This window comes from Nitrospirillum viridazoti CBAmc (assembly GCF_000730165.1).
In the GTDB taxonomy this organism is placed as follows: Bacteria; Pseudomonadota; Alphaproteobacteria; order Azospirillales; family Azospirillaceae; genus Nitrospirillum; species Nitrospirillum viridazoti.
Genome location: NZ_CP022110.1, coordinates 2,515,578 through 2,540,604, shown reverse-complemented (window position 1 = coordinate 2,540,604; position 25,027 = coordinate 2,515,578). Strand labels below are relative to the sequence as shown.

Below are 25,027 nucleotides of genomic sequence, written 5' to 3'. Positions count from 1 at the left end.
GGGTTGGCGTGGAATGATCGCGCCGGTCCGGGGTGGGGGGCCGGGATGCCGGGCGTATGCCGATCCTCCTGAAGCGTGACGCTCCATGGTCGTATTCTGACTCGTGATAAAGGGGAGGATTAGATGACAGCGCGTGTTGCATTGGTGACGGGTGGTACCCGCGGCATCGGTGAAGCCATCTCGGTGGCGCTGAGGGACGCCGGCTACAAGGTTGCGGCCAACTACGGCGGCAACGAGCAGAAGGCGCGCGAGTTCACGGAGCGGACGGGCATTCCCGCCTATCGCTTCGACGTGGCCAGCTTCGAGGATGTGCGGCACGGCATGACCAAGATCGAGCATGAGCTGGGCCCGATCGAGATCATCGTCAACAACGCCGGCATCACCCGCGACGGCGTGCTGCACCGCATGGATTTCGAGCAGTGGAACGAGGTCATCCAGACCAACCTCGCCTCCTGCTTCAACACCTGCCGCGTGGCCATCGACGGCATGCGGGCGCGCGGCTTCGGCCGTATCGTCAACATCGGCTCGATCAACGGCCAGGCCGGCCAGTACGGCCAGGTGAACTACGCCGCCGCCAAGTCCGGCATCCATGGCTTCACCAAGGCCATGGCGCAGGAAGGGGCGGGCAAGGGCGTGACGGTCAACGCCATCGCCCCGGGCTACATCGACACCGACATGGTTCGCGCCGTGCCGCCCAACGTGCTGGAGAAGATCGTCGCCAAGATTCCCGTCGGTCGCCTGGGCAAGGCGGAGGAGATCGCCCGCGGCGTGCTGTTCCTGGTGGCGGACGACGCCGGCTTCATTACTGGCTCCACGCTGTCCATCAACGGCGGACAGCACATGTATTAAGGGTCCTTCAGGCGCCGGGCGGCCACATCCGTGGCCTTTGCTGATCCGCGCGTTTCAGTCGCGGCACCCCCCAAAACGCTCCGGCAGCTGCAGTTGCAGCCTGGGGGGGCGAGTGGTGAGGCATTAGCCTGAGGCGCATGTCTTAAGGTATGACAGGGGCGGGTCCGGTGACGGGCCCGCCTTTTGTCATGGATGCCGCATGTCCGACCAGCCGTCCGCCTCACCGCATCTTTATCCCGACCAGCCCCGCGTGGGCGTTGGCGTGCTGGTGTGGAAGGGGGGCCAGTTGCTGCTGATCCGACGGGCCAAGGCGCCCCTGGCCGGGGAATGGTGCCTGCCGGGCGGCAGCCAGGAATTGGGCGAAACCCTGTTCCAGACGGCGGCGCGCGAGGTGCGGGAGGAAACCGCCATCGCCTGCCGGCCCTACACCGTGCTGACGGCGGTGGACGGCATCACCCGCGATCCGCGTCCCCAGGGTGCCGGGCCGGAGGTGGAGCCCCGCGTGCGCTTCCACTTCACCATCGTGGAAATCATGGCGGAATACGCGGGCGGGGAGCCCCAGGCAGGTGATGACGCGGCGGCGGCGCTGTGGGCCGACCGGGCGGCTTGCGAGCGGCTGGTGACCTGGCCCTCGATCAAGGCGGTGGTGGATCTGGGTTGGGCGGCGCGGGCCGCCGCCGGACCGGGGTAACAGGCATGGACAGCGCGGTTGGGAACGACAAGGCGGCGGTGGGCGGCATGACCGCCCGGCGGGCCACCCTCATCGGTGCCAGCGCCATCCTGCTGTGGTCCACCCTGGCGCTGCTGACCACGCTGACCGGCCCCATCCCGCCGTTCGAGATCGAGGCGGTGGCCTTCGCCGTGGCTGGCCTGGTCGGCATCGTGTGGATGGCGGCGCGCGGCCGGTCACCCTGGTCGGCGTTGCGCCAGCCCCCTGTCGCCTGGCTGCTGGGGGTGGGGGGACTGTTCGGCTATCACTTCCTGTACTTCCTGGCGCTGAAGTCGGCGCCGGCGGCGGAGGCCAACCTCATCAACTATCTGTGGCCCCTGTTGATCGTGCTGTTCGCCGGGCTGCTGCCGGGGGAGCGCCTGGGCCGCCGCCAGGTGCTGGGCGCCCTGGTCGGGCTGGCGGGCACCAGCCTGCTGGTGACCGGCGGCCGGGGCATCGCCATCGACCCCGCCTATCTGCCGGGCTTCCTGGCCGCCGCCGGCGCCGCCGTCACCTGGGGTGCCTATTCCACCCTGTCGCGCCTGCTGGGCGCCGTGCCCACCGACGCCGTGGCCTTCTTCTGCCTGGCCACCGCGGCGCTGTCGGCCCTCTGCCATTGGGGACTGGAGGCGACGGTGGCGCCCGACGCCGGGCAATGGACCTTGCTGACGCTGATGGGTCTGGGCCCCGTTGGGGCGGCCTTCTTCGTATGGGACATCGGCATGAAGAAGGGCGACATCCACACCCTGGGTGCGCTCAGCTACGCCACACCGCTTCTGTCCACCCTGCTGTTGATCCTGGCCGGCCGGGCCCAGCCCAGCGGCGTGGTGGCTGCCTCCTGCCTGCTCATCATCGCCGGCGCCGTCATTGCCAGCTGGAAGCCCCGCCGCGCCTGAAACTTTTCGCACATATAGCGCTTGCGCTGGCCATCCGCTTCCGCTACGTTCCGCGCCGCTTCGCCAGCCGGCCCCTTTCCCGTTCGACAGCAAAACGGGGGCCGGACACGGGAATGGATACGGAGAGGTGCCGGAGCGGTCGAACGGGGCGGTCTCGAAAACCGTTGAACCAGCGATGGTTCCGTGGGTTCGAATCCCACCCTCTCCGCCACCCCCCACGTCGCGCCACGTCGCGGCACACCGAGAAACTCAGGATTTCTGCCAAAAAGGCAGGGGCAGGCGCGCCGCTGCGCATCGCCGTTGACTGTCTCAATTCGGTGTCAGATGGTGGGCTGGTGAAGGTGGGCTGGCCTAGCCCACCTTCACCAGCCCACCACTTTGATGCCTAAGAGCATGAAATCTATGGCCAAACTGTCAGCCCGCACGGTCGCCAGCCTGAACACACCCGGCATGCATCCGGACGGGGACGGGCTGTACCTTCGCATCACCGAGACAGGCACGAAGTCCTGGATCTTTCGGTATCAGCTTCAGGGGCGCCGGCGGGAAATGGGACTGGGGCGCGTCGCGCGGTTGTGGGGCTGGCAGCAGCTCGCGCAAAGGCGGATGCCGCCCGCGAACTGCTAGCGGACAACATCGACCCACTGGACCACCGAGACGCCGAAACCCACACGACGAAATCGGAGCTGCCAGCCATAACGTTTAAACAAGTCGCAGATGACTACATTAGGTCCATGGCCCCGACCTGGAAGAACCCAGTTCACGTTGCGCAATGGCATTCCACCTTGGAGCGGTACGCCTTTCCGGTCATTGGGGAACTGCGACCGGCAGAAGTCACCACGGACCACATCCTGAAGATCCTGCGCCCCATCTGGTACGAGATAACGGAAACCGCCGCCCGACTCAGGGGCCGGCTGGAGCGGACGCTGGACGCGGCCCGCGTCCTGGGTCTTCGAGATGGGGAGAACCCTGCACGCTGGTCAGGTCATCTCGAGATGGTCTTACCGGCGTACAACCAGGTGCGGAAGAGGGGACATCACGCGGCTGTCCACTACGACAGCATGCCAGAATTCTTCCCTCGCTTGCAGGTACACGACGGCCTGGGCGCCCGGGCGCTGGAACTCGCCGTGCTCACCGCGACCCGGACTAGCGAAGTCCTGCACGCCACCTGGTCAGAGATCGACTTGACCGACCGCAGCTGGACAGTGCCGGCCGCACGAATGAAGGCAGGCGCGGAACACCGCGTACCCCTGACGGAGCCGGCGTTGGCGTTGCTACGCAAGCTGGCGAGCTTGCGGACCGGGGAGTTCATTTTTCCGGGACAGAAGGCGGGCCAACCGCTCAGCAACATGGCCATGCGCATGGTGCTGAAGCGAACGGCGGGATATGACGGGGCGACGCCACACGGCTTCAGGGCAACGTTCCGCACATGGGCAGCTGAGAAAACTACCCACGCCTTTGACGTTGCGGAAGCCGCCTTGGCCCATACACAGAAGGACAAGACCGTCGCGGCCTATCAGCGCGGCGATCTATTCGACAAACGACGCGCCCTCATGGAGGATTGGGCATCCTTCTGTCTCAGTCGCCCCGACTCAATTATTGATCAGACCAAATGCGCAGCAGAATGACAACGCCGCTATTGTAATCATGCCACTGGCGCAATGTCCGCGAGCAGGGCAATGTCTACGGCATTGGGTTTCGCAACGCCCTTTCCGGACGTTTACCTGAACATTAAGGCGTGATGTAGCGGGGGAGGGGTAGGTGGATACTGCTCAGTCATCTGACAATGGTGCGTTGCCTAAGAGAATTTTCACATCGTCAAATTTCGTTTTGGTGGCGACCATAGCTAGTGCAGTGTTTACTGGGTTTAGCGCTCTATTTGCGGGTGGCCAAATATATGTGGCACGGGAACAGGCGCGGGAGGCGACGAGGGCATATCTAGGACCTATATCAAAAAGCGGACCAAATGATATTTTTGATATTTATTGTGCTTCTTGCAAGTTTAGAAACTCAAAACCGGATAATTCTGCCGAAAGACAGAATAGGATAGAATTTTATGTCCACAATTACGGCCAGACGTTGGCCTCATCAGTAATTGTTAGCTATAATATACAATCGACTTATCCTGGTAACGTTCTTGATATTCCTGAGGTGGAATCATTCGTTGAATCTCAGGAAAAGCTGAATCAAAAACAGTATGTTGGTGAAATTTTCCAATCACAAGAAGAAATGACTCGCGGATTCATGGTGCCGTTTGAAATGCAGAAACTTGAAATGGCCTATAATTTAACGTCAACGGTGTATATTTATGGATTTATATACTATAAGGACATTTATGGGCAAAATCACCGCAACCATTTTTTATATAGAGTGTACAAGGATGGGGACTTTGTTAAATTTTTAACTATAGGTTCTCTGGAGATGGATAATAAGATGAAGGACTATTAGCGTAATTTTATATCGGACATCGTAAGAATGAAGGTAGGGCGTGGTGCTTACCTCCGGGCGATCACCGCCAAGTGCCCGAGTCGGGTCCATCTCTCTTTTTAGCCCCTGCCTCCCGAAGACTGTGCCCTGGGTTGTATTCCACGTTCGTTCATTCACTGTACCTGATTTGATCAGGCCTCACAGCAGTTCAGAACAGCCTATCCCCATTCAAACGGGGATATACGGGGATGCAATCTCCGGTCCCACCGGGGTCAACACCCCCTCTTGATCCGCCCCGAACATAGTTCCGGCCTAACCTGCCAGGCGCGAACGCGGTCCTGCGGGAACGGACGCACTAAATCGCGGACGGCGCCTTCATCGCTAGGCCCCTCCCCCCAAGCCAGCGCGCCCAATACGGGGAGGTTAGAATTACCGGCATGCGGCCGCAAAGCGACGCCAGTAAGCTGTTCGCCCTCATAGTCATGATGGCCACGGATTAGTCCAGTGTCCGGTGCGGCGGTCCTGCCAATCCTCCCATAGACCCGCTAAGGCCATGGGCTCGCTATCGGAAAGCGCGACCGCGTACGGCGTTGCTGTGCCCCCCAGGGCGCGCCTTCAGCACAGAATGGGCGGTCGCCGGGACCAAGCATCGCCGGCGGCGGATAGCCACACCGAATATTGGAGAACTGAATACGCCCTCATCCCGGGCCAGCGTGGGCTGGGGCGCCCAGTCGACCGACTCGGCACGGACCGGGACGACCCCCGGCGGGGCAAGTCCAGCGACCTCGCCCCACCTGGGCTGAGCCTCACCACCGGTATCATCGCCCCCGGCCTGAGATTGTAGCTTGGTCTACATCATTGAGTGGGAGCTGAAGGAACCCAAAACCTCTTTGCCAGGGCATCAGCCGCCATGCCCACCACATAGCCGAAGCACACATCGGTGGGATCCAACCCCGTGGCGGGCCCGCCATCCTGAGGCGCCCCCCTTTGGGAGCCTCGCCCGACGCGGCCAAATCCCTTGCTTGCCAGCTCATTGGCAACAGCACACGCGATGGCGCTCCCCACTACCCCGCCCTGGTCAATCATTTCCGTTTATAAGGTGATTTCTAATTTTTCTTGCTCCTTTAAAGAGAAAAATATACAACACTTGCCTTCGGCCTGCCATGTATCACGAATAAATTCTGACATATATTGGCCGTTAATTCGCAATATCTAAAAGGGGAAGCGAGATGGAAATTACAGGGTTGATTGTCATCAATAATACTACGAAAAATTCCACAATAACTGTTGATGAAACCGTTGCAGATCACACAAACGCAAGCGTTAGCGGAGATAAGCCTTGGAGTCTGGCGAAGAAAATAACAATACCACCTGTTTCTGGCGTCGGATCTATTCAATTTGAGGTTGATTCTGGCGTATGGACTGATGCGACCAAGGACAGAATAAGTATTCCTGTAACAGTTTCCCAAGATGGAAAGCAAGATGTGAATGGCATAATACTGATCAAAACGATTTGCGAGGATAATCTCCCAAAATTTGTCACCATTGATCTAAATGTCGGATCATTCCAATCAAGCCAAAGCTTAGAGACCGGCTCCGACAAATACATTGGAGGAGATATCGGTGAGGTGTATTTCTCAATATCTGACGAAGGCCTAGACAGCGCAGCGGGCGCGTCGGAAATTCCTTCTATTACTGGTGAAATAGAACAAACTGCCGACCTCTTGAAGTAAGCGCGTCAGAGCAAATACGGCACTTCTTCTGAAGCTGCGATACTCTTTGCAGATCCAAATTGCCTAGCAAGGGCCGGTGGTATTTCATCGGCCCATGCTAGGTATGAAGTGGCAATAGGTCGGCCCGACCCTGACCGAGGAAGCTGGAGTTACAAAGCTTCGGCAATCCTTAGGACGATCGGCTGAACGTGCATAGGAGGGCCCAATTGACGTCAAGGAGGGCGAGCCCCCCCCCTTTTTCGGGTCCACCCAAGGCCGTGGGTGAGTACGGAGGAGTAGTATCAACCCCGGTTCACCGTGGGGATGTTCGGGTTAGCCTGCATCACACCTCGATACCACGAAGCGACACCCAGAATAGGGAGCGCCGTGCCGTTCAGCGCCGACATGGCGCCAATCATCGCCGGGAGCTTGTCCAGAATGTCCGCCTTGCTCGCACCGAACATGACCGCCACGTAGGCGGCGAACACGGTGATTGAGATCAAGGCGAGGTTGCCCGCGAACACCAGGCCGATGGCCGGGCGCCAGGTATAGGTGGGCCAGTGTTCCGCCGCCGCCTCCGTCTGCATCGTCTTGTTGACGTCGCTCGCGTTCTGAACCCGCTGCTGGCCCAGGTCAACCTGGGCCTTGGACAGCTGGATTTTCAGGTCGGCGTCGGCGCGCTGCAAGGCGGCAATGGTGTCACCCGACAGGCCGGCGCTGACCGCAGCCTTGATGTCGTCTTCGGTACCGCCAGGATGGCCCAGGATGGCGGAGGACGTCGCCTCCAGCGCCTTGCCGGCCAAGGCCCCAACAGGACCGCCGACAGTGCCCAGGATAGCGGAGATGGTCGGGGCGATATCGCCCAAGATATCGGACAGTGTAGACATCAGGCGGCAGCCTTCAGCAGGTTGTTGGCGATTCGGTGGGCCCAGCCCCGGCCGAAGCTGGGCCAGGTGCCCAGGTCCGCCAGGTAGTTGAGGCGGTAGGCGTCGAAGCGGGCGACGATGGTGATGGGGGATAGGGCACGAACTGCGGCCAGGGTCACCGGGCCCAACACCCCATCAACCTTGACGCCGGCAGCCTGCTGCAACCACTCCACGGGATGGCCGCCATTGTAACAGGCGTCGAACACCTGGAACGCGATGGTCACGGGCAGTTCGTCCCCGCGCACGCGGTCCCAATACTCCACCTTGGCGATAGCCTTGGCCGTGTCTCGCGGCAGGTCTTTCATGGCGCCGGTGTAGCCATGCGCCCGCGCCACGCGGGCGGTGATGCCCCACATCGTTTCCCCACCAGGGTCGGCGGGGTTAAAGGAATACTTGCCTTCGTTGCCCATCAGGGCCTCGAACGCATCGTCAAACGAGGTCATCGATTATCGCTCCGGATGGTGGGTTTCGGTGGCCATCGTCATCATGTCGGTGGCCAGGCTGAGGAACGTGGCGTGGTCCATCTCCAGCGCCTTGCCGGTGATGGTGTCGGTGATCAGGAACGTGCCGCCCTTGCTCCGTTCCGGCCGCAGGCGGCATCCGGTGACGAGCGCGTACGCGCCGGTATCGACGGCGGTCATGCCGCACCCCGCTCCGCCACCAAGCGGTGGAGGTCATCGATACGTTCGTGGGCGCGGGTCAGGTTGGCACCGTGGCGGTCCAGCTTCCCGCCGACCGCCTCCACCTGGTTGGCCAGGTTGTCCAGCTGGACCCCAACGGCCTTCAGGTCGCCTTGGGTCGCGGCAAACGCCGCGCGCCCCTGTTTATCGTTGGCGATGTCCTGTTCAGCGCGATCCAGACGGGACGAGAGGACAGCGACCCGTTCCGACAGCCCGTCACGGACTTCGCCATCATCGTCTTCCCGCCGCCGGCGACGGCCGCGCGAGAGCGCGCGCACCGCCACACCAAGGGCCGCCGCCAAAATCGCGGCGATACCCAAGGGGGAAACCTCCCCCGAGTTAACTTCCATCAGAACTCCGTTTCGTTCAGGCACAAAAAAGCCCGCCGGATGGCGGGCGGATAAAGTCCAACGTGGTGCTGTTGCCGGTGTCAGGTGACGCGTTGCCCGGCCAGTACTGCCGCGACGCGCTCCGCCGACAGCAGGCCTGCTTGTTCAAACACCGTCAGCGCCGCCGCCGTGGCGGGGTTGTCCAGGTCCACGGAGTTGGCGCCCAAGGCGGCCTGCCGCGTGGCGCGCACCTCAGGGTCGGTGCTGGTGGAGATGGCCAGCCACTCGGCCGGGGTCAGCAGGGTCACGATGGCGTCGCGGGGCGTCATGACGCGAGGCCAGCGGATCAGCATCAGCGCCCGCCAGGTGGCGGCCTCCTCCGCCGTCAGAGGCCGGGCTTCGGACCAGGCGCCCGCAACCAGGTCGACCGTCTGGGTGGTGGGATCGAAGGCCGGGGGCGCCGGCGGCTCCAGCTCGAACGGCGCCTCGGACGGCAGGCCGGTGGCCGGCTCCCTCTCCAGGGCGTCATCCCGGGTACGGATCAGGTGCAGCAGCTCGGCCGGGGCGTTGGCCACCAGCGCGCCGGCGGCAACCCAGGCGGCATGGGCCGGGTTGGGCTGGTCGCCCGCCATGGCGCCGGCGTCATCGAACAGCGGCACGGTGGCGTCCGGCTCCGGCTGGCTGGCCAGCAGGACCGCGTCATCATAGGCGTCGACCTGCGCCTGCAAGGTACGGACAGCCCGGTTGATGGCCAGTTGGCCGGCGATGTCCGCCAGCGGCCCGGTGGCGACGTCCACCGGATGGTCGGCGCAGCGAGGCCGCCCCTGCGCCAGGCACCAACGGCGCACCAGGCCGCCGCCCTTGTAGGCATCGGTCATGTCAGTCGCACGGATCATGGATGGCCCCTCCTTCAGGCGGCATAGCGGGTGGCGCCGCAGCGGTTGACTTGCGCCAGGGTGGACCAGACCAGGCGCTTGGCGGCCACCCCGGTGGCCTGGACACAGACCGTCTGAGAGACGGTGTCGGCCACCACGGTCACGTCACAGGTGGTGGTGGCGCTCTCATAGTCGGTGCCCAGTGCCTGGACGGCCGCCACCGTAACGTTGCCGTTGGGCAGGCGGTAGACACGGGCCCGGCGCTGATATCCCATGCGCTCGGTCGGCGTGGCACCGTACTCAGTGGCCTCGACATCGACGAACAGCTGCAGCTCATCGCCCTCGGCCACCGGCAGGCGGGCGATCACCGTGGGCGTGGCGTCGGTGGTGGCGACGGCGGAGAAGGCCACGCGGTTGGGGTCGATGGGCGCCACCGGCACCCGGTCCGCCAGGATACGGTCGCGGAAGGTGATGGCCGGCTGGCTGGCCACAGCCTGGTTGGCCGTGGCGATGACGTAGCCGCCCTGGCGCGCGGCGACGGCAGTATGGTTGTCGCTGTTGCCGGTGGTGGCCAGGCCAGTCAGGTGTGCCGTGCGGACCAACCCCTGGAACACCGACGTGCCATCGCCCTTGGCGGCATAGAGCGCGCCGGTATCGGGATCATGCACCAGGCCCTGGACGGCGGCGGAGGTGCCGCCCAGCACACACTTGGCACCCGGCTGAAACAGGGGCCGTTCGTCCGCGTACATACGGGCGATCTGTTCAGGCGTGGGCGCCGTGGCGCTGATGCGCAGCAGGGCAACGCTGGCGCCACCCGATGTGTTACTACCGTCCGGGTTTGCCCCCACTGACAGCAGCGCCGAAGTGTTGGTGACTGTCTGGTTATTGACCGCTGTCGCGACCTTGACGCCGTTGACCCAGAGTTCAAGGGTGGCGCCCCGGCGCACTGCGATGACCTGTGTCCACGCAGCGGCCGGAATGGGATTGGACGCTGCTGCTGTCGGCCCCCCCGCGACATTGAAGGTGGGTGCACCGGAAGCGAACCCCACATTCCATCCCCCTGTCGTATACCCGCTGGCCGGCCAGCGGTTCAGCAAAGCGTACGATGGCGCACCGGTGAGTTGGCACCAGAACGCGACCATGAAATCACCGGTGCCGAAATCCAGCGCCGGGTTGTAGGGCTGTATCAGGTAATTGCCCGTGCCGAACCCACCGATGGCCGATAGGTCGGCCGTGGTCGCCACCAGCGCCTTGGTCAGCGTGCCCACCACCCGAAGGCCAATGGCCTTCGCGCTGCGGTCGGGTTCGGCAAGCTGCACGCTACAAACCTTGAACGAGACGGTGTGGCCCGAGACGTTGTCGCAGACCAGGTTGACATAGCTGGTGGTGGTCTTGGCGGTGAATTGCAGCGTAATCCCGGCGGCCAAGGAGGTGGCCACAACTTGCCCCAGGTCGTTGCTGTTGACGGCCGACCCCGCACTGACGATGGCCACGGTCGAGGTTCCCCCGACGCCGTCCACCGTCACCAGGTATGTCTGGCCGGCAACCGTGGCGATGACTTGGTATGCAATTCCATTCGATGCCGCGCCATTGGTGATGGTCAGGGTGTTGTTGGCCGCAGCCAACGTCGCGCCCTGATAGGCGGTCCAACCGGAAGTCGACGCGAAGGTGCCGTTGGTGACCAACTCGCCGCTCGCCACCACGCTGGCGGTGCTGGTCGACGACAGCGCCAGGCGGCAATCACCCACCATCCACCCCGTATTGAACGCGCCGCCGCCGGCGTAGGGGCCGCCGCTGGCGGTGATCATCGCCAGCATGCCAGCCGCTGGATTTACCGGGTCCTCGTGGTACCGCCAGAGCGCACCGAGGTTGCGCAGCCCACCGTCAATGACACCACCTATACCGGTCGTCTCCGGCCGTTGAATGGCTCCGCCGCCGGACGGCGTGCCCGCCGAGTACTGCAGCCAGGCGGACCGGGCGACGTTCGCATAGGGGATGGGACCATAGTCCACGATGGTGCTATTCGCCGCCAGGATGGCCGCCAGGCGCTGTCCGTCGATGATGGCGCAGGCAAGATATCCACTGCCCGCGGTGATATTGGCCACCTGGCCACTGGGGTGGATGACGCTGATGCCGGCCGTGGTGGCCACCACGACTGTAGGTTTCGGGAGGCCATTGGTGCGGTCGATGGGAGCGCCCGGCACCACGGTCACAGCAACGCTGTTGCATTGCGATGCTCCGATGGCGGGGCCGATTTGAGCGGCGGACGTAGCAGCCGAATTGCGGTCAACAATGCGGGGGTTGGACGGACGGAATTTATAGGCGCTATGTACACCCCAACTGTCATCACGGATGAAGTCGAGGGTGTAGACATCGCCATCCGTGCCGGTGTTGTCACTGCGGTAGACGCAGCCGTCCCGCGCGGTGACGCTGGTGACGGCGCCATAGCCGTGAAGATAGATACCGAGGTTGAACACCATCCACATGGCCGGCGTCGCCTGGTCGGCGTCATAGATCGTCATGGTGCTGCCCTGCACGACGATCAGCGCCTGGGCGGGAAAGCCCGCCCGGCTGCCCCGGGTGCTGCTGGCGGCCTCGGTCGCCCAACTCTGCCAGGTGCAGCGCTTGCGCCAGGCGCCGCCGTCGCTGTCACGCGTCGTGTCGTACCAGAACACGGCCTGGGGGGCGCCGGCCTGGATCTGGCCCAGGAAGCCGTTGAGGTTGCTGAGCCCGCTGACCGCCACGGCCGCCGCCTGGGCGGCCTGGGCGGTGGTGGCCGACGACGCGGCGGTGGTCACGGCCGCCTGGGCCGTGGTGGCGCTGGTGCTGGCGGCACTGACGGAGGCGTCCAGCGTGGCCTTGGCCACGTTCACAGCGCTGGTCAGCGCGTTGACCGACGTGGTGAGACCGGCGACTTGGGTGGCGAGATCGGTCATGTGGGCCCCTTACTTGAAGGCGATGGCGGTGACGTAGCGGGTCTGGCTGTCGGCGAAGGCGGTGGCCATGCTCACCAGCAACCCGTCGATGCTGTCGGCGGTGGATTGGGCAGCGGCGGCGCTGCCGGCGGCAGCCGTGGCCTGGGTCGCCGCGACACCGGCCTGAGTGGTCGCCGTGGCGGCGGCGGCCTGAGCCAACTGGACATTGACGTAGGCGTTCACCGCCGTGGCCGTCTGCTTGCCCAGCGCCAGGATGGCGCGGTTCACCACCACGTTGGTGTTGCGCAGGCCGTGCGACAGCAAGGGCGCCCCGGTGGAGGGGTCGAAGTCCCGCACGGCCTCATAGGCCGTGTCAGACTGCTGACAAACCCCGTCGATTTTCGGCGGGGTTTGGTTTTGTGCGGTTTTCAGATGGCAGCAGGGTGGAAGAGGCGGAAGGCGGCCAGGAGTTCGCTGATTAAGCAGTTGAGCGCGTGGATGAAGCGCTTGCGGTTAGGTCCGAGGCCGTCTGTCCCACGCCAGCGGGCCAGGATGGTTGCAATCTTCTTGATGTTCTGGGCAGCGGCGGCAAGCAGGCACTGTTCGGTGACCTTGGCGAGGCCACGCAGGCGGGCGTAGCGGTGGCCATGAAGCTGCTTGGCGTCGGCAAAGCTGCGCTCGACCGTCTCCTTGCGCCTGGCATAGACCTTCTTGCCCCAGGGTGTCTGGCGGTTCTCGTGGATGTGGTCCTTGGCGTCCTGCCAGACATGGCGGGTGACGACCTTGGTATGGTTGGCGCTGCTGGTGCAGGAGGCCAGCAAAGGGCATGTGCGGCAGAGGGCCGGGTCGCTCTTGTACTCGCGGTAGCCTTCCCGGTTGGTGGTGGCGTAGCGCAACTCCTGGCCTTCAGGGCAGCGGTAGACATCAACCTCCCGGTCGTACTTGAAGTCCCGCTTGCGTAGATACCCTTGGCGATGGGTGGGCCGGCTGTAGCCGATCACGCCCTCGATGCCCCTGTCCTCCAGGCCCTTGGCGATGCCGGCGGTGGAGTAACCCGCGTCCAGCCCGACGTACCGCACATCCAGATCGAAGCGTTGCCGCTGCCGGTCCAACCGGGCCAGGTAGGGAATGCTGTCATGCACGTTGCCAGGCGTCACGAAGCTGTCGGTGATGATGGCGTGGCGGCTGTCCACCGTCCGATGGTCCAGGTAGAAGAAGCCCTTGGGTTTGCCGTCCCGCACCATGTAGCCGGCATCCGGATCGGTACGGCTGATCTTGGTCTCCTTGACCTCCGGCTCCCGCTCCTTCGCCTTCAGCGGCCCCTTGCCGTGCGCCGCCCGATCCGCGTCGATCGCCTGGTCCAGCGCGTCCAGATAGTCTGCCCGCGACTTCGCCGCCATCGCCAGGTCGTACTTGTTCTTGTTGGCGTTGGCCTTCAGGTGCGTGCTGTCCGTGTACAGCACCATCCCGTCAACCAGCCCAGCCCGCACCGCCTGAAGCACGATCTCATCGAAGATGTCCTGATAGACCGTGCTGTCCCGGAACCGACGACGCCGGTTCTGGCTCAAGGTCGAGGCGTCCGCCACCTTGTCCGTCAGCCGAAGCCCCAGGAACCAGCGGTACGCAACGTTCACTTCAACTTCCCGCATCAGCTGACGCTCCGAGCGGATGCCGAACAGATAGCCGATGAACAGCGTCTTGAACAAAACCACCGGGTCCAGTGCTGGACGCCCGTTGTCTGGGCAATAAAGGTGCGCCACCCGATCCCGGATGAAGGTGAAGTCCAGCGCTGCGTCGATCTTCCGCAGCAGGTGGTCCGACGGAACCAGCGACGTGATCGTCACCATCTCCAGTTCCGTCTGTGAGGGCGTCGGCGGCTTCAGCATAAAGACATTGAATCAAAAGCCCCCGCCATAGGCGAGGGCTTTGTCAGCAGTCTGGCACGGCCTCATAGGCCGTGTTGGTGTAGGACGCGCCGGGCCAGGGCGTCTCCAGCGTCAGACTGCCGTCCGCCGTCACGGCGACGACGACGCCCACGGGATCGTCCTCGCTTACGGTCAGCAGCGCGCCGGGGGACAGGTTGGCCAGCCAGGCCGTGCCCGTGCCGGTGACCGTGGCGCTGCCGTTGGTGATCGTGATGGTGCCGTTGGTGTATTGGGTCATGGCGGCCTCAGCTAGGCGGCACCGGCCACGCCGGCGCGGTGGGGTCGGTGGTGTTGGCGGGCAGGTCGCGCAGCGCCTGGCGGTAGGCTGTCCAGGCGGCCCGCTGCGCGTCGCTCATGGCGGCCCATCGGTCGGGCAGCACAGCAACGTCACTGAAGCTCAAGCGCCTGAACCGCTCCTCCCGTAAGGTGCGAAAGGTAGTAGCCGCGGCGGCGGCGCGAAGACGGTCGGCATCTATCTCGACCAAGACGCCGTCGCGGACCTCGTGGACGGCCGCGTTGACGGCCACGTCTTGCGCCAAGGAAATAGCCGCCAAGCCGGCGTAAGACGGGTCATCCGGATCGAACAGAGGGTGTTCATCTCCGCCCTGCACCTCCCAACGGATGCGCCCGGTCGCGGCTTCATAAATCAGCAGTCTCTTCATCGATAATGCGGCCATACCGCTAGGCTGAAGTTGGATCCGGAAATCGCGGCGCCACCACCGGTCCAGTAAAGCGAGACGGTATGCGTGCCCGCCCCCAGGGTGGCGACGTACGAATAGGCGGGCGTGTCCAGAGTGACGGAGCCACCGCGGGCGATCAGATCCACGGTATCCAGGCGCAGCCGTGCGCCCCATGTCGTAGAGCCGCTGTAACCTTGCTGCCAATTGGCGGTGATCAGCACCGCAACGGTCGTAAGCAGCGTGAATTGGAACGACACGACCTGATATTCGTTGCCGTCACCGGTTATTGGGTTGGAGCTTATGCTGAAGGCGGCCGGATCGCCCGGCGCGCCGGCGATGATCTTCTGGTTGCCGGCAGCGTCCCACGTCCACAGGCCGTAATCGCCGCCCCGGTATCCGAGCTGCACGCGATCCGACTTGCCGTCGGCACTGATGTTGATGGACGGGCCGCCTAGATCGCCATGGATGTCAATGTAACCGCCATTCCCTTTTCCCCTCCAGACGCGGATGTCCTGGGAAACAATCTCGCCACCAGTGATCTGGTTGGCGCTGATGCTCCCGGCATAGACGATGCCGGCGCCGATGGTGCCGCTGGTCAGGACGTTGGCCGACAGGTTCTGGATGAAGGCGTTGTTGATCACCACCTGGCCGTTGGTGACGAAGAACGGAGACTGCGTCGTCTTGCTGTTGGGCGGCACCAGGGCCAGGGTGTCGGCGCGGATGACGAAAGTGCTGCTGTCGCCGCTGTTGGCCAGCCCGATCCCAGCCACATAGCCGTTGACGTCGGTCTTGAGCACCCATTGGGCACTCAGACCGTTGACACTGGACTGTAGGGTGGAGATTGACGCGGTGTTGCCGTTCACCGTCGTGGACAGGGTGGTGATGGAGGCCGACAGGGCGCTGTCCGCATTCGCCCGGGCCGTTTGCTCCGTCTGGATGGCGGCGGACGTGGCCAGCGCTTGGCCCTCTTGGGTGTAGACCGTGGCGACGGCGCCGCCTTCCACCTTCACCTGCCGGAAGGCGACGGCCGTGCAGTTGCTCAGGCCTTCGGCCACGAACCGGGCCACCATCTGGGTGGTGCCGCCGGGCGCCGTGGCGGTGACGGCATGGGCCGCACGCGTGCCGGGCGCGCCCAGGCCGTGACTGGTGCCGATGGGTTTTTGCGGACCGTCCAGCAGGACGTTACCGGCCGCGTCCTTGAAAACCAGGTCGAAGTAGACCTGCCCAGCCCCGCCCGCGTTCAGGATCATATGGCTGTCGCCGGTGATGGTGTAAGTCGCGCCAGGCGTGCTGGGCATGGGTGGGCTGCTGGCGGCCACCACCCCCGATGGGTTGGCCAAGTAGCCGATCAAGCCGGCAACGGCCTCCGTCACAGCCGCCATGGCGCCCAGCGTCCAACTCCCAATGTCGGGACACAGGTTGGGGTTGGGCCCGACATAGGCCGTCAGGCTGGTGAGCGACGTCGACAGGGCGCTATCGGCGTTGGCCCGGGTGGTCTGTTCGGCGACCAGGTCCGCCCGCGTCTTCGCCAAGCCGGTGCTGCTGTCGTTCACCTGGGCGGCCAGGGCGCTGGTGGCACTGGCGTTGGCGCTGTCGGCGGTGGCGCGGGTGCTGGCCTCGTTGCTGATGGCGGTGAAGGCTGCCGCCAGGCCGGTGGTCGGGCTGTGCACCTCGCTGGCCAGGGTGATTATGGCCGTCGCGTTGGCGCTGTCACCGCTGGCGCGGGCCGTCTGCTCCGCCTGAATGGCCGAGGCGTTACCGTTGATCGCCGCCGTCAGGGTGGTGGTGGTGGTCGCCAGGCTGTTGGAGGTGGTCTGCTGCGCCTGGCTGACGGTGTCGATGTGCGCCTGGAGTTGGTTGGCACTGTCCAGGATGGACTGCGCCCGCGTGGCCGCTTCCAGCTGGATGGCCTGGGCACGGGCCGCCGCCTCGGCCGCCACCTGGGCCGCGACGCTGCCGGCCACGTCGGTGCCGCCGGTGACCAGGCCCAGCGTGTTCACCAGGTCCGTCACCAGCTTGTCCTTGCCGATGGTGTTGGCGGCGATCTGGGCCGACGTCACATAGGGCACCAGGAACTGCAAGGGCGCGCTGATGGGGCAGCCGGCCGTGCCGAAGGTGTCGAAGGTTTGGCACACGGCGTAATAGGTCTGCCCCGCCGTCAGGCCGGCCACCACCAGGGGCGCGGTGCCGCCGCTGGCGGCAGGCTGGCCACTGGTGTCGACGGTCGCGCTGGCCCCTACCCAGACATTGACCCCGGCGAAGTCCAGCGCGTCCGCGCCCGTGGGGGCGATGAAGCCGAACAGGGTGCTGCCGGTGGTGGGGAGTGCCGTCAACTGCACCTGCGCCGGCACGGGGTTGTTGACCGTGAGGGTGGCGGCCTTGCTCTCGCCCCCCAGCTTGTCGCGGATGGTTATGCTGAAGGTCAGGCGGCGATGCGGACCGCCAGCGTCCTTCGCGTTCATCTCGAAGGAGTAATAGTACTCCTCGACGGTCACCAGGTCGGTGCGCAAAACCGCGCCGCTGTCGGGCTCTATGACCGTGACGGCGTAGGCCTGGAAATACGGGTTCACGTAACCGGAGCCGGCACCATAGGGCTGGTTGCCCAGGCTGGCGCTCGTAGCGGGGAAGTTGCCTTGCCACACCAGGTGGATGTCCCGCCCCACGAACTCGGTATCCAGGCCCTGGCCATACAGCTCCAAGTGCGTGATGCTGGCGCCGCCCAGCACACCGCCCACCTCGATGCTGACGGCGGGGCCCCAGGCGGAGCGCACGTCGGTGCCGATGGCACTGGCCGCCTGCACCGTGTAGGTCACCGCCTGCGTCACGGGCATCAGCAGGGTGTCGGTCGACCCGGCCGGTACCTTGACCTGCTGCCAGTCGGTGACCCCGCCGCTGCCCGCCACGCCCCAGCGCAAAACGGTGTCGGTCGCCATGCCAGCGTCGGCTGGTGTCCAGCGGGCGCGGATGCCCAGTTGCACCGTGCCGTCGGCCAGCACGGCGTTCTCCACCGCCAGGGTCAGGCCCGTGGGCGCCGGCAGCGCGCCCACCGCCCCAACCGAGCTGTAGAGGTAGGCCTCCACCTCCGCCAGGCTGCGTTCCGCCGCCTGGAAGATGTTGAAGCTGGTCAGCTTGATGTACAGCGTCTGCCCGATATAGGCGGCGGGCAGGTCGTACTTGAAGACGGCCTCGTCCAACCGCAGGAAGGGCGTGCCCGCCGGATGGTCGACAGCCCCGGTGCCATAAAGGCCACGGTTCAGGTCAGCGAGATGGTATGCGGCGCTGCCCGTCAGCGTGGCCGGGCCGTAGGCCAGCATCTCCGCCCCCACCAGGCTGAGCGTGCGCCCGGCAGCGGCATCGTCGGTACTGCCGCCAGCCAGCTTCAGGCGATTGGTGGCCAGGCTGATATAGGCGTCCGCCGCCCCCGCCGTCAGGGCCTGGCTCAGCGTCCCCAGCCGTGCCGGCGCCGTGATCTGGCCCACCCGTTGATAGGTCAGATCGTCGGCCGACACCCAGACGGAACAGCCACCCCAGTTGGGCGACAGGCCGCAGGCGCCGATCCACACCTGTTGCACGCCGCCGGAGAGGCCGGGTGATGGTTCGAAGATCACGGGGTCGGCCAGGTCACCCGGATCCACGCCGGTGTTCAGTGGCGTGTTGCTGGTTACCGGCGTGGGGTACAGCGTGGCCGTGCCGATGCCGGCCGGCAACTCCTCCGCCGTGAAGGTCAGCAAGCCCTCCTCATCCTCATCGATCTGAATGATGCGGACGGGGAACTTGGCCAGGCCGAGGGCGGCGTCGGTCAGGGTGACGATGTCGCCCGGCTCCAACAGGGCGAAGGTCCAGGCCAGTTTGAACTGGTAGGTGTTGCGGACGTAGAGCTGGCGCTGAAGGATCAGGGTGGCGATGGCCGACGCGGTGGTGGCGTTGCAGATCTCATGCGCCTGCACGGGATCACCGGTGCGCAGGCCGTAGGCGTCGATGGCCGCTAGGTCGCGCACCTCCGCCACGGCAGTTTGATAGGAGTTGTCGCGGTCCTTGAACTCCAGCTTGGCGGTGTTGGTGGCGTCGGCCGGGTCGGAGCGGCTGAGCGTCACCGGGTCATCGCCTGAACCGGCGATGAAGTCGTCATCGGTCAGGTCATAGACGGGCGTCAGGTCGGGCGTGAAGGTCACGCCGTTGCCGGTCAGCGGCTGGTCGCCCAGCGGCAGCGCCCGCACCTGGTCGCCGGACCAATAGATCAGGGTGTTGGTCAGCTGGGCCCAGCGGTTGACGATGTCGCTGGCAGCCTCCTGCTGCGCCAACAGGGGCGACATCAGAAATCCGGCGGCGGCGCAGTAGCTGCGCCACGCGGTGAGGTCACCGATGCTGTCGGCTGGCAGGCCCACGCCATAGCGCTCATTGGTCAGGAAATCGACCAGGATGTCGGCGGGGTTGGCGTCGAAGGCGCTGGGACCGGTGCGGGGCACGGCGTTCGACTGCACCTCGAAATTATGGTTGGGCAGGCTGGCGCTGCTGCCCAGGTCGTAGGACGGCGAGGCGACATAGGCGGTGTGGGGATAGGCCAGTGCCTGATCCGGCTTGGCGGCGTACAGCGCGGTAAAGGGCGTCTGGCCGTCGGCGCCGGTGAACAGGGTCAGGTTGAGCTTGGCCAGGCTGGTGTCGGTCTTGTCCGCCCACACGCGGCCGATGGTGTTGACCACGCCCTCACACAGGCCCATGGCCACGGCGCAGCTGTAGACCTGGGTGGTGGACTGCGCCCCGCCACCCTTGCCACCACCGGTGTCGCTGGCCACGGCCTTGGAGGTGAAGCCATCGTTCCAGAACAGGTTGGGGGCGGCGCGCTGGGTGCCCCACAGCAAGGGAATGGGAAGGCCGGCGGCGCTGGTCTGCACCTGAAGGCCGGTGTAACTGGGCTTGGTGTCGGCATTGGTCTTGCCGCCGCCGAATAGGCCGGACATGGCATCAACCCCACAGGCTGTAGAAGATCAAGGGACGGTCGAGAAAAGGCAGCTGGCGCAGGTCGCCCACCACGCAACGGCCGTCGCGGGCATAGGCGTGGACCAGCTCGAAGCGGCCGGTCATGACGGCGCCATGGCTGAAGCATCGCCCGAAGCGGGCCAGCACCACGTCACCCGCCTGGGGCGCCCGCTCCGCCGGGTCGAAGGGCCGGCCGAAGCGTTGGGTCCAAGCCACATAGCGCTCATCGGAGCGGTGCAAATGCCAGTCGGGCGGATAGGGGCGCGGGTCGAAGGGCGGCAGCACGCCGGTGTCCACGAACACGCGCACCAGCAGCATGGAGCAATCGACGCCGGCCCCCCTCACGTCGGCCAGCTGATGATAGGGCGTGCCCACCCAGGTCAGGGCCTCCGCCGCGACCGAGGCGCGCGCGGCCACCTCCGCAGCGACGCGGCTTGCGTCGTCGGTCATGGTCATCTCCGGGAAATGGGATCAGGCTGCGGTTTCGGCGGCCGGGATGTAGGGGAAGGCGCGGAGGTTGGCCAGGTTGTTGAACCGGGCCTTGCAGGTGGCGGCGGTATGGTCGCAGCCATAGGTGATGGTGAACGGGTCCCCCACGGCCGGCGCATGTGGCAGGGGATAGGCCAGCCCCATGTTGCCGCCGCTGACCACCTTAATAGCCCGCACCACCCCGGCGTTGACGCCGCCGGTGAAGCTGATGGCGCCCTGGACGAAGGCCTGGGGATCGACCGCGGCACCGGCCCCGTCGGGCGCCAGCGATGCCAGCGGCGTCGCCGGCACGATGGTGCCGACAATGGAGCCCGCCGCCACGCTGTTGCTCCAGCTATAGCGGGAGCGCAGCAGGGTGCAGCCGCTGTCGTACAGGGTGTGCAGACAGTTGGCCTGGTAGAGGTTGCGCGGCATCTGCTGATCCAGCAGCACCAGGTCGCCCTTGACCGTCAGCGTGGCCCGGGCCCGGCCGGCCTGGGCGGTGGACACGCGCCCCTCGAACAGCAGGATGGTGCCGAAGGCAGCGGTGCTGGCGCTGGGCATCAACGCCCGTTCCAGCCGGACGCGGGCGCCGTCGAAGCCGCCATTGTTGACGAAGGCGTTGACCGGCACGTCGCCCAGCAGCTCACTGGCGGCGCTGTCAATAGTGACTTCCATCTGCGGCACCTCCAGCTGGGCCTTAGCCGACCAGCTGGTGCGGGCGACGCGGGGGCCGGTGGCCAGCCAGGTGTCACCGCCGTAGCTGATGGGCCGGTCGGTGTTGGTCCAGCGCCAGACTGTGCCGGTGGGCGCGCTGGGGTTGCTGACCTGGGCCGTCAGGGTGACGGTGAACAAGTCCGCTGACCACAGGTTGGGCGTGGTCCGCAGCCATTGGACGAAGGCGGTGTCGGTGGAGCGCATCGCTATCCCCTGACGGTGATGAGGTTCACCTCCCCCACGGACCACATCTGACGGAGAAACCGCTCGGCGGTGATCGCGTCGTCCTTAAACCGGACAAGGAAGGCGTATTGGAAATCGGCGCTGATGACGGCGCCGCTGGCCGGCGGTCTGCTGAAGGTCAGGGCATTGCCGGCGACGCTGTAGCCAGAGGTCTGGCGGGCGCCGTTGACATAGATTGTCAACCCACCCACGACGGCGCCCACCGGCTCAACATAGCCGCCGAAGGTTCGCACCAGGGTGAAGCTGGCGGTGGTACCGTCCCCCACGGCGATGGTTTGGCCGGTGGCTTGGTTGTCGTCGGGGTCTATCAGCAGGAAAGAGCCAAAGGACCCCTGTTGTTGGTTGAAGAAGCCCAGGAGGATCTGGAGTTCGTTTTCCGTGGGCGTATCCCGCAGAACCTCGTATTTCAGCCTGAATTCCCACTTGGGGGCCGACCACATGGCCATCCGGGTTTCGCGCCCCGATGCAGCGGTGAGGATGCGGGTGGACCAAGTCGGCGTCTTCTGCACCTCATAGGCCCGCCCAGGGAGGTTGGGGTAAATCAGGGTCATAACGCTCCGAAATTCCGCCGCTTGTTCTGGACGTGGGCCACGATCTGGTCACCACCACCATTGCGCAGCCACGTTTGGGTGGACCTGCCGTCCAGGGCACTCAGGGACCAGTTGTGGGTTTCGTTGTGGTTCACCACGGTCTGACCGCCGCCCATGGCACTGGCGGCGGCGCTGACGTTGTCGTTGACCGACGTGGCGAACGAAGCCGGAAGGGCGAACCCGCCCCGGCCGGTGACAAGGTCGCGCAAAGGGCTGGCCAGGTAGGCGGGCAGGACCATTTCCCGCTTATGCAGGAAGGTCGGCGCTTCATCATGGGGGACATCACCCCAACCACCCGATGCGGAGAACACCGGCACCGTTGCGGCAAGGGACATGACCGCCCCTTCCGCCGCCGCCGCCGCGCCGGGCGCAAGCTCCGGACCCACGATGGGAATGGCAGCGGTCGCGGCGAATGCACCAGCCGCCGCGACGGGGGCCAGCTGGGCAATCTGGCCAACCGCCGCGATGTAGCCAGTGGTGGACCGGGCCACCTGGTCAGCCTCGTCAATGGTCGCCCGGGTCGCCGTCGCTGCCGTGGTCGCCGACGTCTTGGACGTCTCAATCCCCAGCCACGATGCCACCTGCCCAATCACGCGCCCCAGCCAGGTGCTGTTTTCAGCCGAAGCCGCCGCCGTCCGCGCTGACGTGCCAGCGGCGGTCGCCGCCGTCTTCTGCTGTTCGCCCAGCAACCAGGACAGGCTTCCCTTCTGGATATCCGCCTGCATGCCGCTGGCCATGCGGGTCCAGCCAAGCGCCTGGGCCACCTCGAAGGCCCCCAACTGTGCGGTCATGCGCAGCAGGGAGCCGATGTAGGACGACGCCATCGTGCCCGCTGCCGACAGCGCGCTTTGCCCGATGGTCTGGCCACCCCGGACCGCGTTCTGTACCCAGCTGTCGAGAGCCCGGGACGCCGGCTGGAAGGCGCCTTGCCACGCCTGGGCCGTCTGCTGCGCCGCCCGACGGTCAGCTTCGACGGCCTGGAGCGAGATGCGCTCCATCTCCACCTGCTGTTCCGCCACCAGCACCCGCCGGCGCTGTGTCGCCTCCTCCCACGCCTTCGTTCCCTGCTGGAGAGAGGAGATTTCGGAGTCGAGCCGTTGGAGGGCTGCAATCTGCGCCCCCTCCGTCAGGTCGCGCAGCTGGTCAGCCTTCTGGCCCTCGGAGATTTTCCCGGCCGCGACCTCCGCATCCAGCCGTGACCGTTCCGCCTGGAGGCCCAGGTCGTTGATCTTCTGGTCCGCGTCGGCGCGAATACGGCTGATCTCCTGCGCCTGCCGATCCCGCTCGCGGGCGGCCTCCGACATGCGCTGCATCGCGTCCCGGTACTGCGACGAAAGCTCACCCCAGGCGCCGCGGGCGAAGTCCACTTCCGCCTGGGCCGCCTGGATACGCTCTTGCGACCCCCGCACGGCGGCATTGGTGGCGATCTGCAATCCGCGCAAATGGGCGGAACTCTGTTCATCCGCCGCCCGTTCGGCGTCACGGGCATCCTGGTCAGCCTGCCGAGCGGAGGCATCGGCTTGGTTCTTAAGATACCGCGCCTGGGCGCGTTCCGCCTGATTTAGCCGGTCGTTCAGCAACCCCATCAGGGTGCTGTTTTCCTCCAGCCCGTCGGCCCGTTCGTCGGCAAGCCGCTGCTGCCAGAAGGACACTTCAAGGGCATGGTCCTCCCGAAGCCAATTCTCTTTCAGCAGCAGTTTGCGCTGTAGCTGTTGCTCCAGCTGGGACAGCACCTGTCCGTCATTGGTCGCAGGATCATCGTCGCCGTCGTCGGCGCCACCGGCGGCATCCTCATGGGGCGGTGCCGCTGGCCGGTTGTCCTGGGCCGCAGCGGGTACGGCGGGCTTCTGGATACCAACGAACTGCTGGAATTCCGGCAGCCCCTGCGTGAGCACCGCGAAGTAGTCGCCCAGCCCTTGGCCTACACGGCTGATGGCATCGCCTGTGCTGGTGACGTCGCCGCGCCATTCCCGCCAAGCGGTGGAGATTTCCGCCATCGCGGCCGTTTGCTCAGCCTTGAACTGTTCGCTCCGGGTGGACATCTCGCTGAAACGGTCGACAACCCCGCCGGCCCAATCCCCCAACTGCCCCAGCCAGCTGATGTGGGGCGCCGTGGCGATCTTGTTCTTGCTGGCCTCGATGCTGGCGGCCGTCGCGGCGCTGATGCGGTCCGCATCGGTCATGGCATGCGAGATTTGACCGGCGCCGTCGGCAACACCTTTCAACCAGGCGACGCCGTCGGACCCCAGCACGGCCATCACATCGTGCGTCTTGGCCGTGCCGTCCTGGGTTTCGCGCAGGCGCCGCGCGAACTCATCCAACGCGGCCGACGCTTCTGTGCTGGTGACGCCATAGTCCTTCAAGACCTGGCGGGCAGCTTCCGTGGACTTGTTGGCCGGGTCCAGCACCTCGATCATTCGCCGGATGGCGGCGGTCGCCTGGTCCTGCGTCACCTGGTAGTCCTGGGCGACCTGCTGGACCCGTGTGAAGCTGTCGGCCTCACCACCAAATTCGAGCGCCAAGGCACGGTGCGCCTCCGCCGCCCGCGTTCCCTCCTCCGAGAACAGCCGCGCCACCTCCGCAGCACCCGACATGTTAGACGCCCACTGGGCGATGCCGGACGCGGTGGAGATGACCAAGCGGGCGGCTTCATAGACGCCCACCAATGCCACACCCACGGCTGCGGCAGGGCCTGCAGCCTCCAGCGCGGCGGCGCCGACAGCGGCAACCGCCGACCGCACCGCCACTACGCCGCCGGCGGCAATCGCGGCGTCCTCGCCCATGTGAATGAGGGACTGGCCGGTATCGACCGTCCAGTCGGCCAGGCGCGACATGCTCTCGTCGTAGACTTGGCTGGAAAAGTCGCTGTGGATGACCTGGCCAGCGCTGATGGCCTGGTCGCCCAGGCGCCCGAAGTGAGCGCCCATCGTGTTCACATAGCCGCCGATATTGGCGGAAAGGCGCGAGACATCGCCGTCCATATCGGCGGAGGTGCCCTCGACCAGGCCCGCCGCCTCGTTCAGGTCGGGCCGCAAATCCGAGTAATCGGCCCTAATGTTAACGGTTAACGTGTTCCCCATGGCGCACCCTGGCAAGACACCGCCCCGCCCAG

Annotated in this window: 23 protein-coding genes and 1 tRNA gene; 8 read left to right on the top strand and 16 right to left on the bottom strand. The window is 65.3% G+C overall.

The features are described from left to right. Positions 1-123: 123 nt before the first annotated feature. The 7 genes from phbB to Y958_RS31385 all read left to right on the top strand — a co-directional run bounded on the left by phbB (position 124) and on the right by Y958_RS31385 (position 4,899). Positions 124-849: an acetoacetyl-CoA reductase gene (gene phbB, locus Y958_RS11765; protein ID WP_088872132.1), complete on the top strand. Its 726-nt coding sequence runs from the start codon at positions 124-126 to the stop codon at positions 847-849. Between the two features lie 199 nt (positions 850-1,048). Further along, the gene (locus Y958_RS11760) at positions 1,049-1,540 is read left to right on the top strand and encodes an NUDIX hydrolase (protein WP_088872131.1); all 492 of its coding nucleotides are present in this window, start codon (positions 1,049-1,051) and stop codon (positions 1,538-1,540) included. A 5-nt stretch (positions 1,541-1,545) separates the two neighbouring features. Continuing rightward, positions 1,546-2,454, top strand: a complete 909-nt coding sequence (gene yddG / locus Y958_RS11755) for an aromatic amino acid exporter YddG (RefSeq protein ID WP_244909275.1) — start codon at positions 1,546-1,548, stop codon at positions 2,452-2,454. 121 nt (positions 2,455-2,575) lie between these two features. Then, positions 2,576-2,665: transfer RNA gene (locus Y958_RS11750), tRNA-Ser, on the top strand. 170 nt (positions 2,666-2,835) lie between these two features. Further along, complete coding sequence (locus Y958_RS33020; RefSeq protein ID WP_369410318.1) at positions 2,836-3,078, top strand: Arm DNA-binding domain-containing protein; 243 nt, start codon at positions 2,836-2,838, stop codon at positions 3,076-3,078. A gap of 107 nt (positions 3,079-3,185) precedes the next feature. Further along, entirely contained in the window at positions 3,186-4,079 is an 894-nt protein-coding gene (locus tag Y958_RS11745) for a tyrosine-type recombinase/integrase (RefSeq protein WP_211098489.1), read from the top strand. 133 nt (positions 4,080-4,212) lie between these two features. After that, positions 4,213-4,899, top strand: a complete 687-nt coding sequence (locus Y958_RS31385) for a hypothetical protein (protein ID WP_145727949.1) — start codon at positions 4,213-4,215, stop codon at positions 4,897-4,899. 334 nt (positions 4,900-5,233) lie between these two features. On the opposite strand, the gene Y958_RS33015 is transcribed toward Y958_RS31385, so the two are convergent. Beyond that, entirely contained in the window at positions 5,234-5,356 is a 123-nt protein-coding gene (locus Y958_RS33015) for a hypothetical protein (RefSeq protein WP_425600677.1), read from the bottom strand. Between the two features lie 751 nt (positions 5,357-6,107). Here Y958_RS33015 and Y958_RS31380 point away from each other — a divergent pair. Further along, the gene (locus Y958_RS31380; RefSeq protein ID WP_145727948.1) at positions 6,108-6,611 is read left to right on the top strand and encodes a hypothetical protein; all 504 of its coding nucleotides are present in this window, start codon (positions 6,108-6,110) and stop codon (positions 6,609-6,611) included. Between the two features lie 281 nt (positions 6,612-6,892). On the opposite strand, the gene Y958_RS11735 is transcribed toward Y958_RS31380, so the two are convergent. From Y958_RS11735 to Y958_RS11665, 15 genes are all read right to left on the bottom strand, one after another. Then, a complete protein-coding gene (locus Y958_RS11735) occupies positions 6,893-7,477 on the bottom strand; it encodes a hypothetical protein (RefSeq protein ID WP_088872129.1) in 585 nt (194 codons plus the stop codon). After that, a complete protein-coding gene (locus Y958_RS11730) occupies positions 7,477-7,959 on the bottom strand; it encodes a glycoside hydrolase family 108 protein (RefSeq protein WP_088872128.1) in 483 nt (160 codons plus the stop codon). Before Y958_RS11730 ends, Y958_RS11735 begins: the two co-directional genes overlap by 1 nt. Positions 7,960-7,962: 3 nt before the next feature. Next, positions 7,963-8,157 carry a hypothetical protein gene (locus Y958_RS11725; protein WP_088872127.1) on the bottom strand — a complete coding sequence of 65 codons (195 nt, stop codon included), beginning with the start codon at positions 8,155-8,157 and terminating at the stop codon, positions 7,963-7,965. Further along, complete coding sequence (locus Y958_RS11720; protein ID WP_088872126.1) at positions 8,154-8,546, bottom strand: hypothetical protein; 393 nt, start codon at positions 8,544-8,546, stop codon at positions 8,154-8,156. The genes Y958_RS11725 and Y958_RS11720 overlap by 4 nt, the downstream gene beginning before the upstream one ends. An 80-nt stretch (positions 8,547-8,626) precedes the next feature. Next, entirely contained in the window at positions 8,627-9,421 is a 795-nt protein-coding gene (locus Y958_RS11715; RefSeq protein ID WP_145727946.1) for a hypothetical protein, read from the bottom strand. Between the two features lie 14 nt (positions 9,422-9,435). Continuing rightward, entirely contained in the window at positions 9,436-12,336 is a 2,901-nt protein-coding gene (locus tag Y958_RS11710; protein ID WP_088872124.1) for a LamG domain-containing protein, read from the bottom strand. 9 nt (positions 12,337-12,345) lie between these two features. After that, positions 12,346-12,672 carry a hypothetical protein gene (locus tag Y958_RS11705; protein ID WP_088872123.1) on the bottom strand — a complete coding sequence of 109 codons (327 nt, stop codon included), beginning with the start codon at positions 12,670-12,672 and terminating at the stop codon, positions 12,346-12,348. 71 nt (positions 12,673-12,743) lie between these two features. Then, entirely contained in the window at positions 12,744-14,201 is a 1,458-nt protein-coding gene (locus tag Y958_RS11700) for an IS1182 family transposase (protein WP_088872122.1), read from the bottom strand. Between the two features lie 43 nt (positions 14,202-14,244). Next, on the bottom strand, positions 14,245-14,478 hold the full coding sequence (locus Y958_RS11695; RefSeq protein WP_088872121.1) for a hypothetical protein: 234 nt from the start codon (positions 14,476-14,478) through the stop codon (positions 14,245-14,247). A gap of 7 nt (positions 14,479-14,485) precedes the next feature. After that, the gene (locus tag Y958_RS11690) at positions 14,486-14,902 is read right to left on the bottom strand and encodes a phage tail assembly chaperone (RefSeq protein WP_186291166.1); all 417 of its coding nucleotides are present in this window, start codon (positions 14,900-14,902) and stop codon (positions 14,486-14,488) included. Next, entirely contained in the window at positions 14,899-19,878 is a 4,980-nt protein-coding gene (locus Y958_RS11685) for a phage tail protein (protein ID WP_088872120.1), read from the bottom strand. The genes Y958_RS11690 and Y958_RS11685 overlap by 4 nt, the downstream gene beginning before the upstream one ends. 4 nt (positions 19,879-19,882) lie before the next feature. Beyond that, entirely contained in the window at positions 19,883-20,347 is a 465-nt protein-coding gene (locus tag Y958_RS11680) for a C40 family peptidase (protein ID WP_088872614.1), read from the bottom strand. Between the two features lie 21 nt (positions 20,348-20,368). Continuing rightward, positions 20,369-21,286, bottom strand: a complete 918-nt coding sequence (locus Y958_RS11675; protein WP_088872119.1) for a DUF2163 domain-containing protein — start codon at positions 21,284-21,286, stop codon at positions 20,369-20,371. A 2-nt stretch (positions 21,287-21,288) separates the two neighbouring features. Beyond that, positions 21,289-21,834 carry a DUF2460 domain-containing protein gene (locus tag Y958_RS11670; protein WP_186291165.1) on the bottom strand — a complete coding sequence of 182 codons (546 nt, stop codon included), beginning with the start codon at positions 21,832-21,834 and terminating at the stop codon, positions 21,289-21,291. 38 nt (positions 21,835-21,872) lie between these two features. Continuing rightward, complete coding sequence (locus tag Y958_RS11665; protein ID WP_145727876.1) at positions 21,873-24,995, bottom strand: hypothetical protein; 3,123 nt, start codon at positions 24,993-24,995, stop codon at positions 21,873-21,875. Between the last annotated feature and the right edge of the window lie 32 nt (positions 24,996-25,027).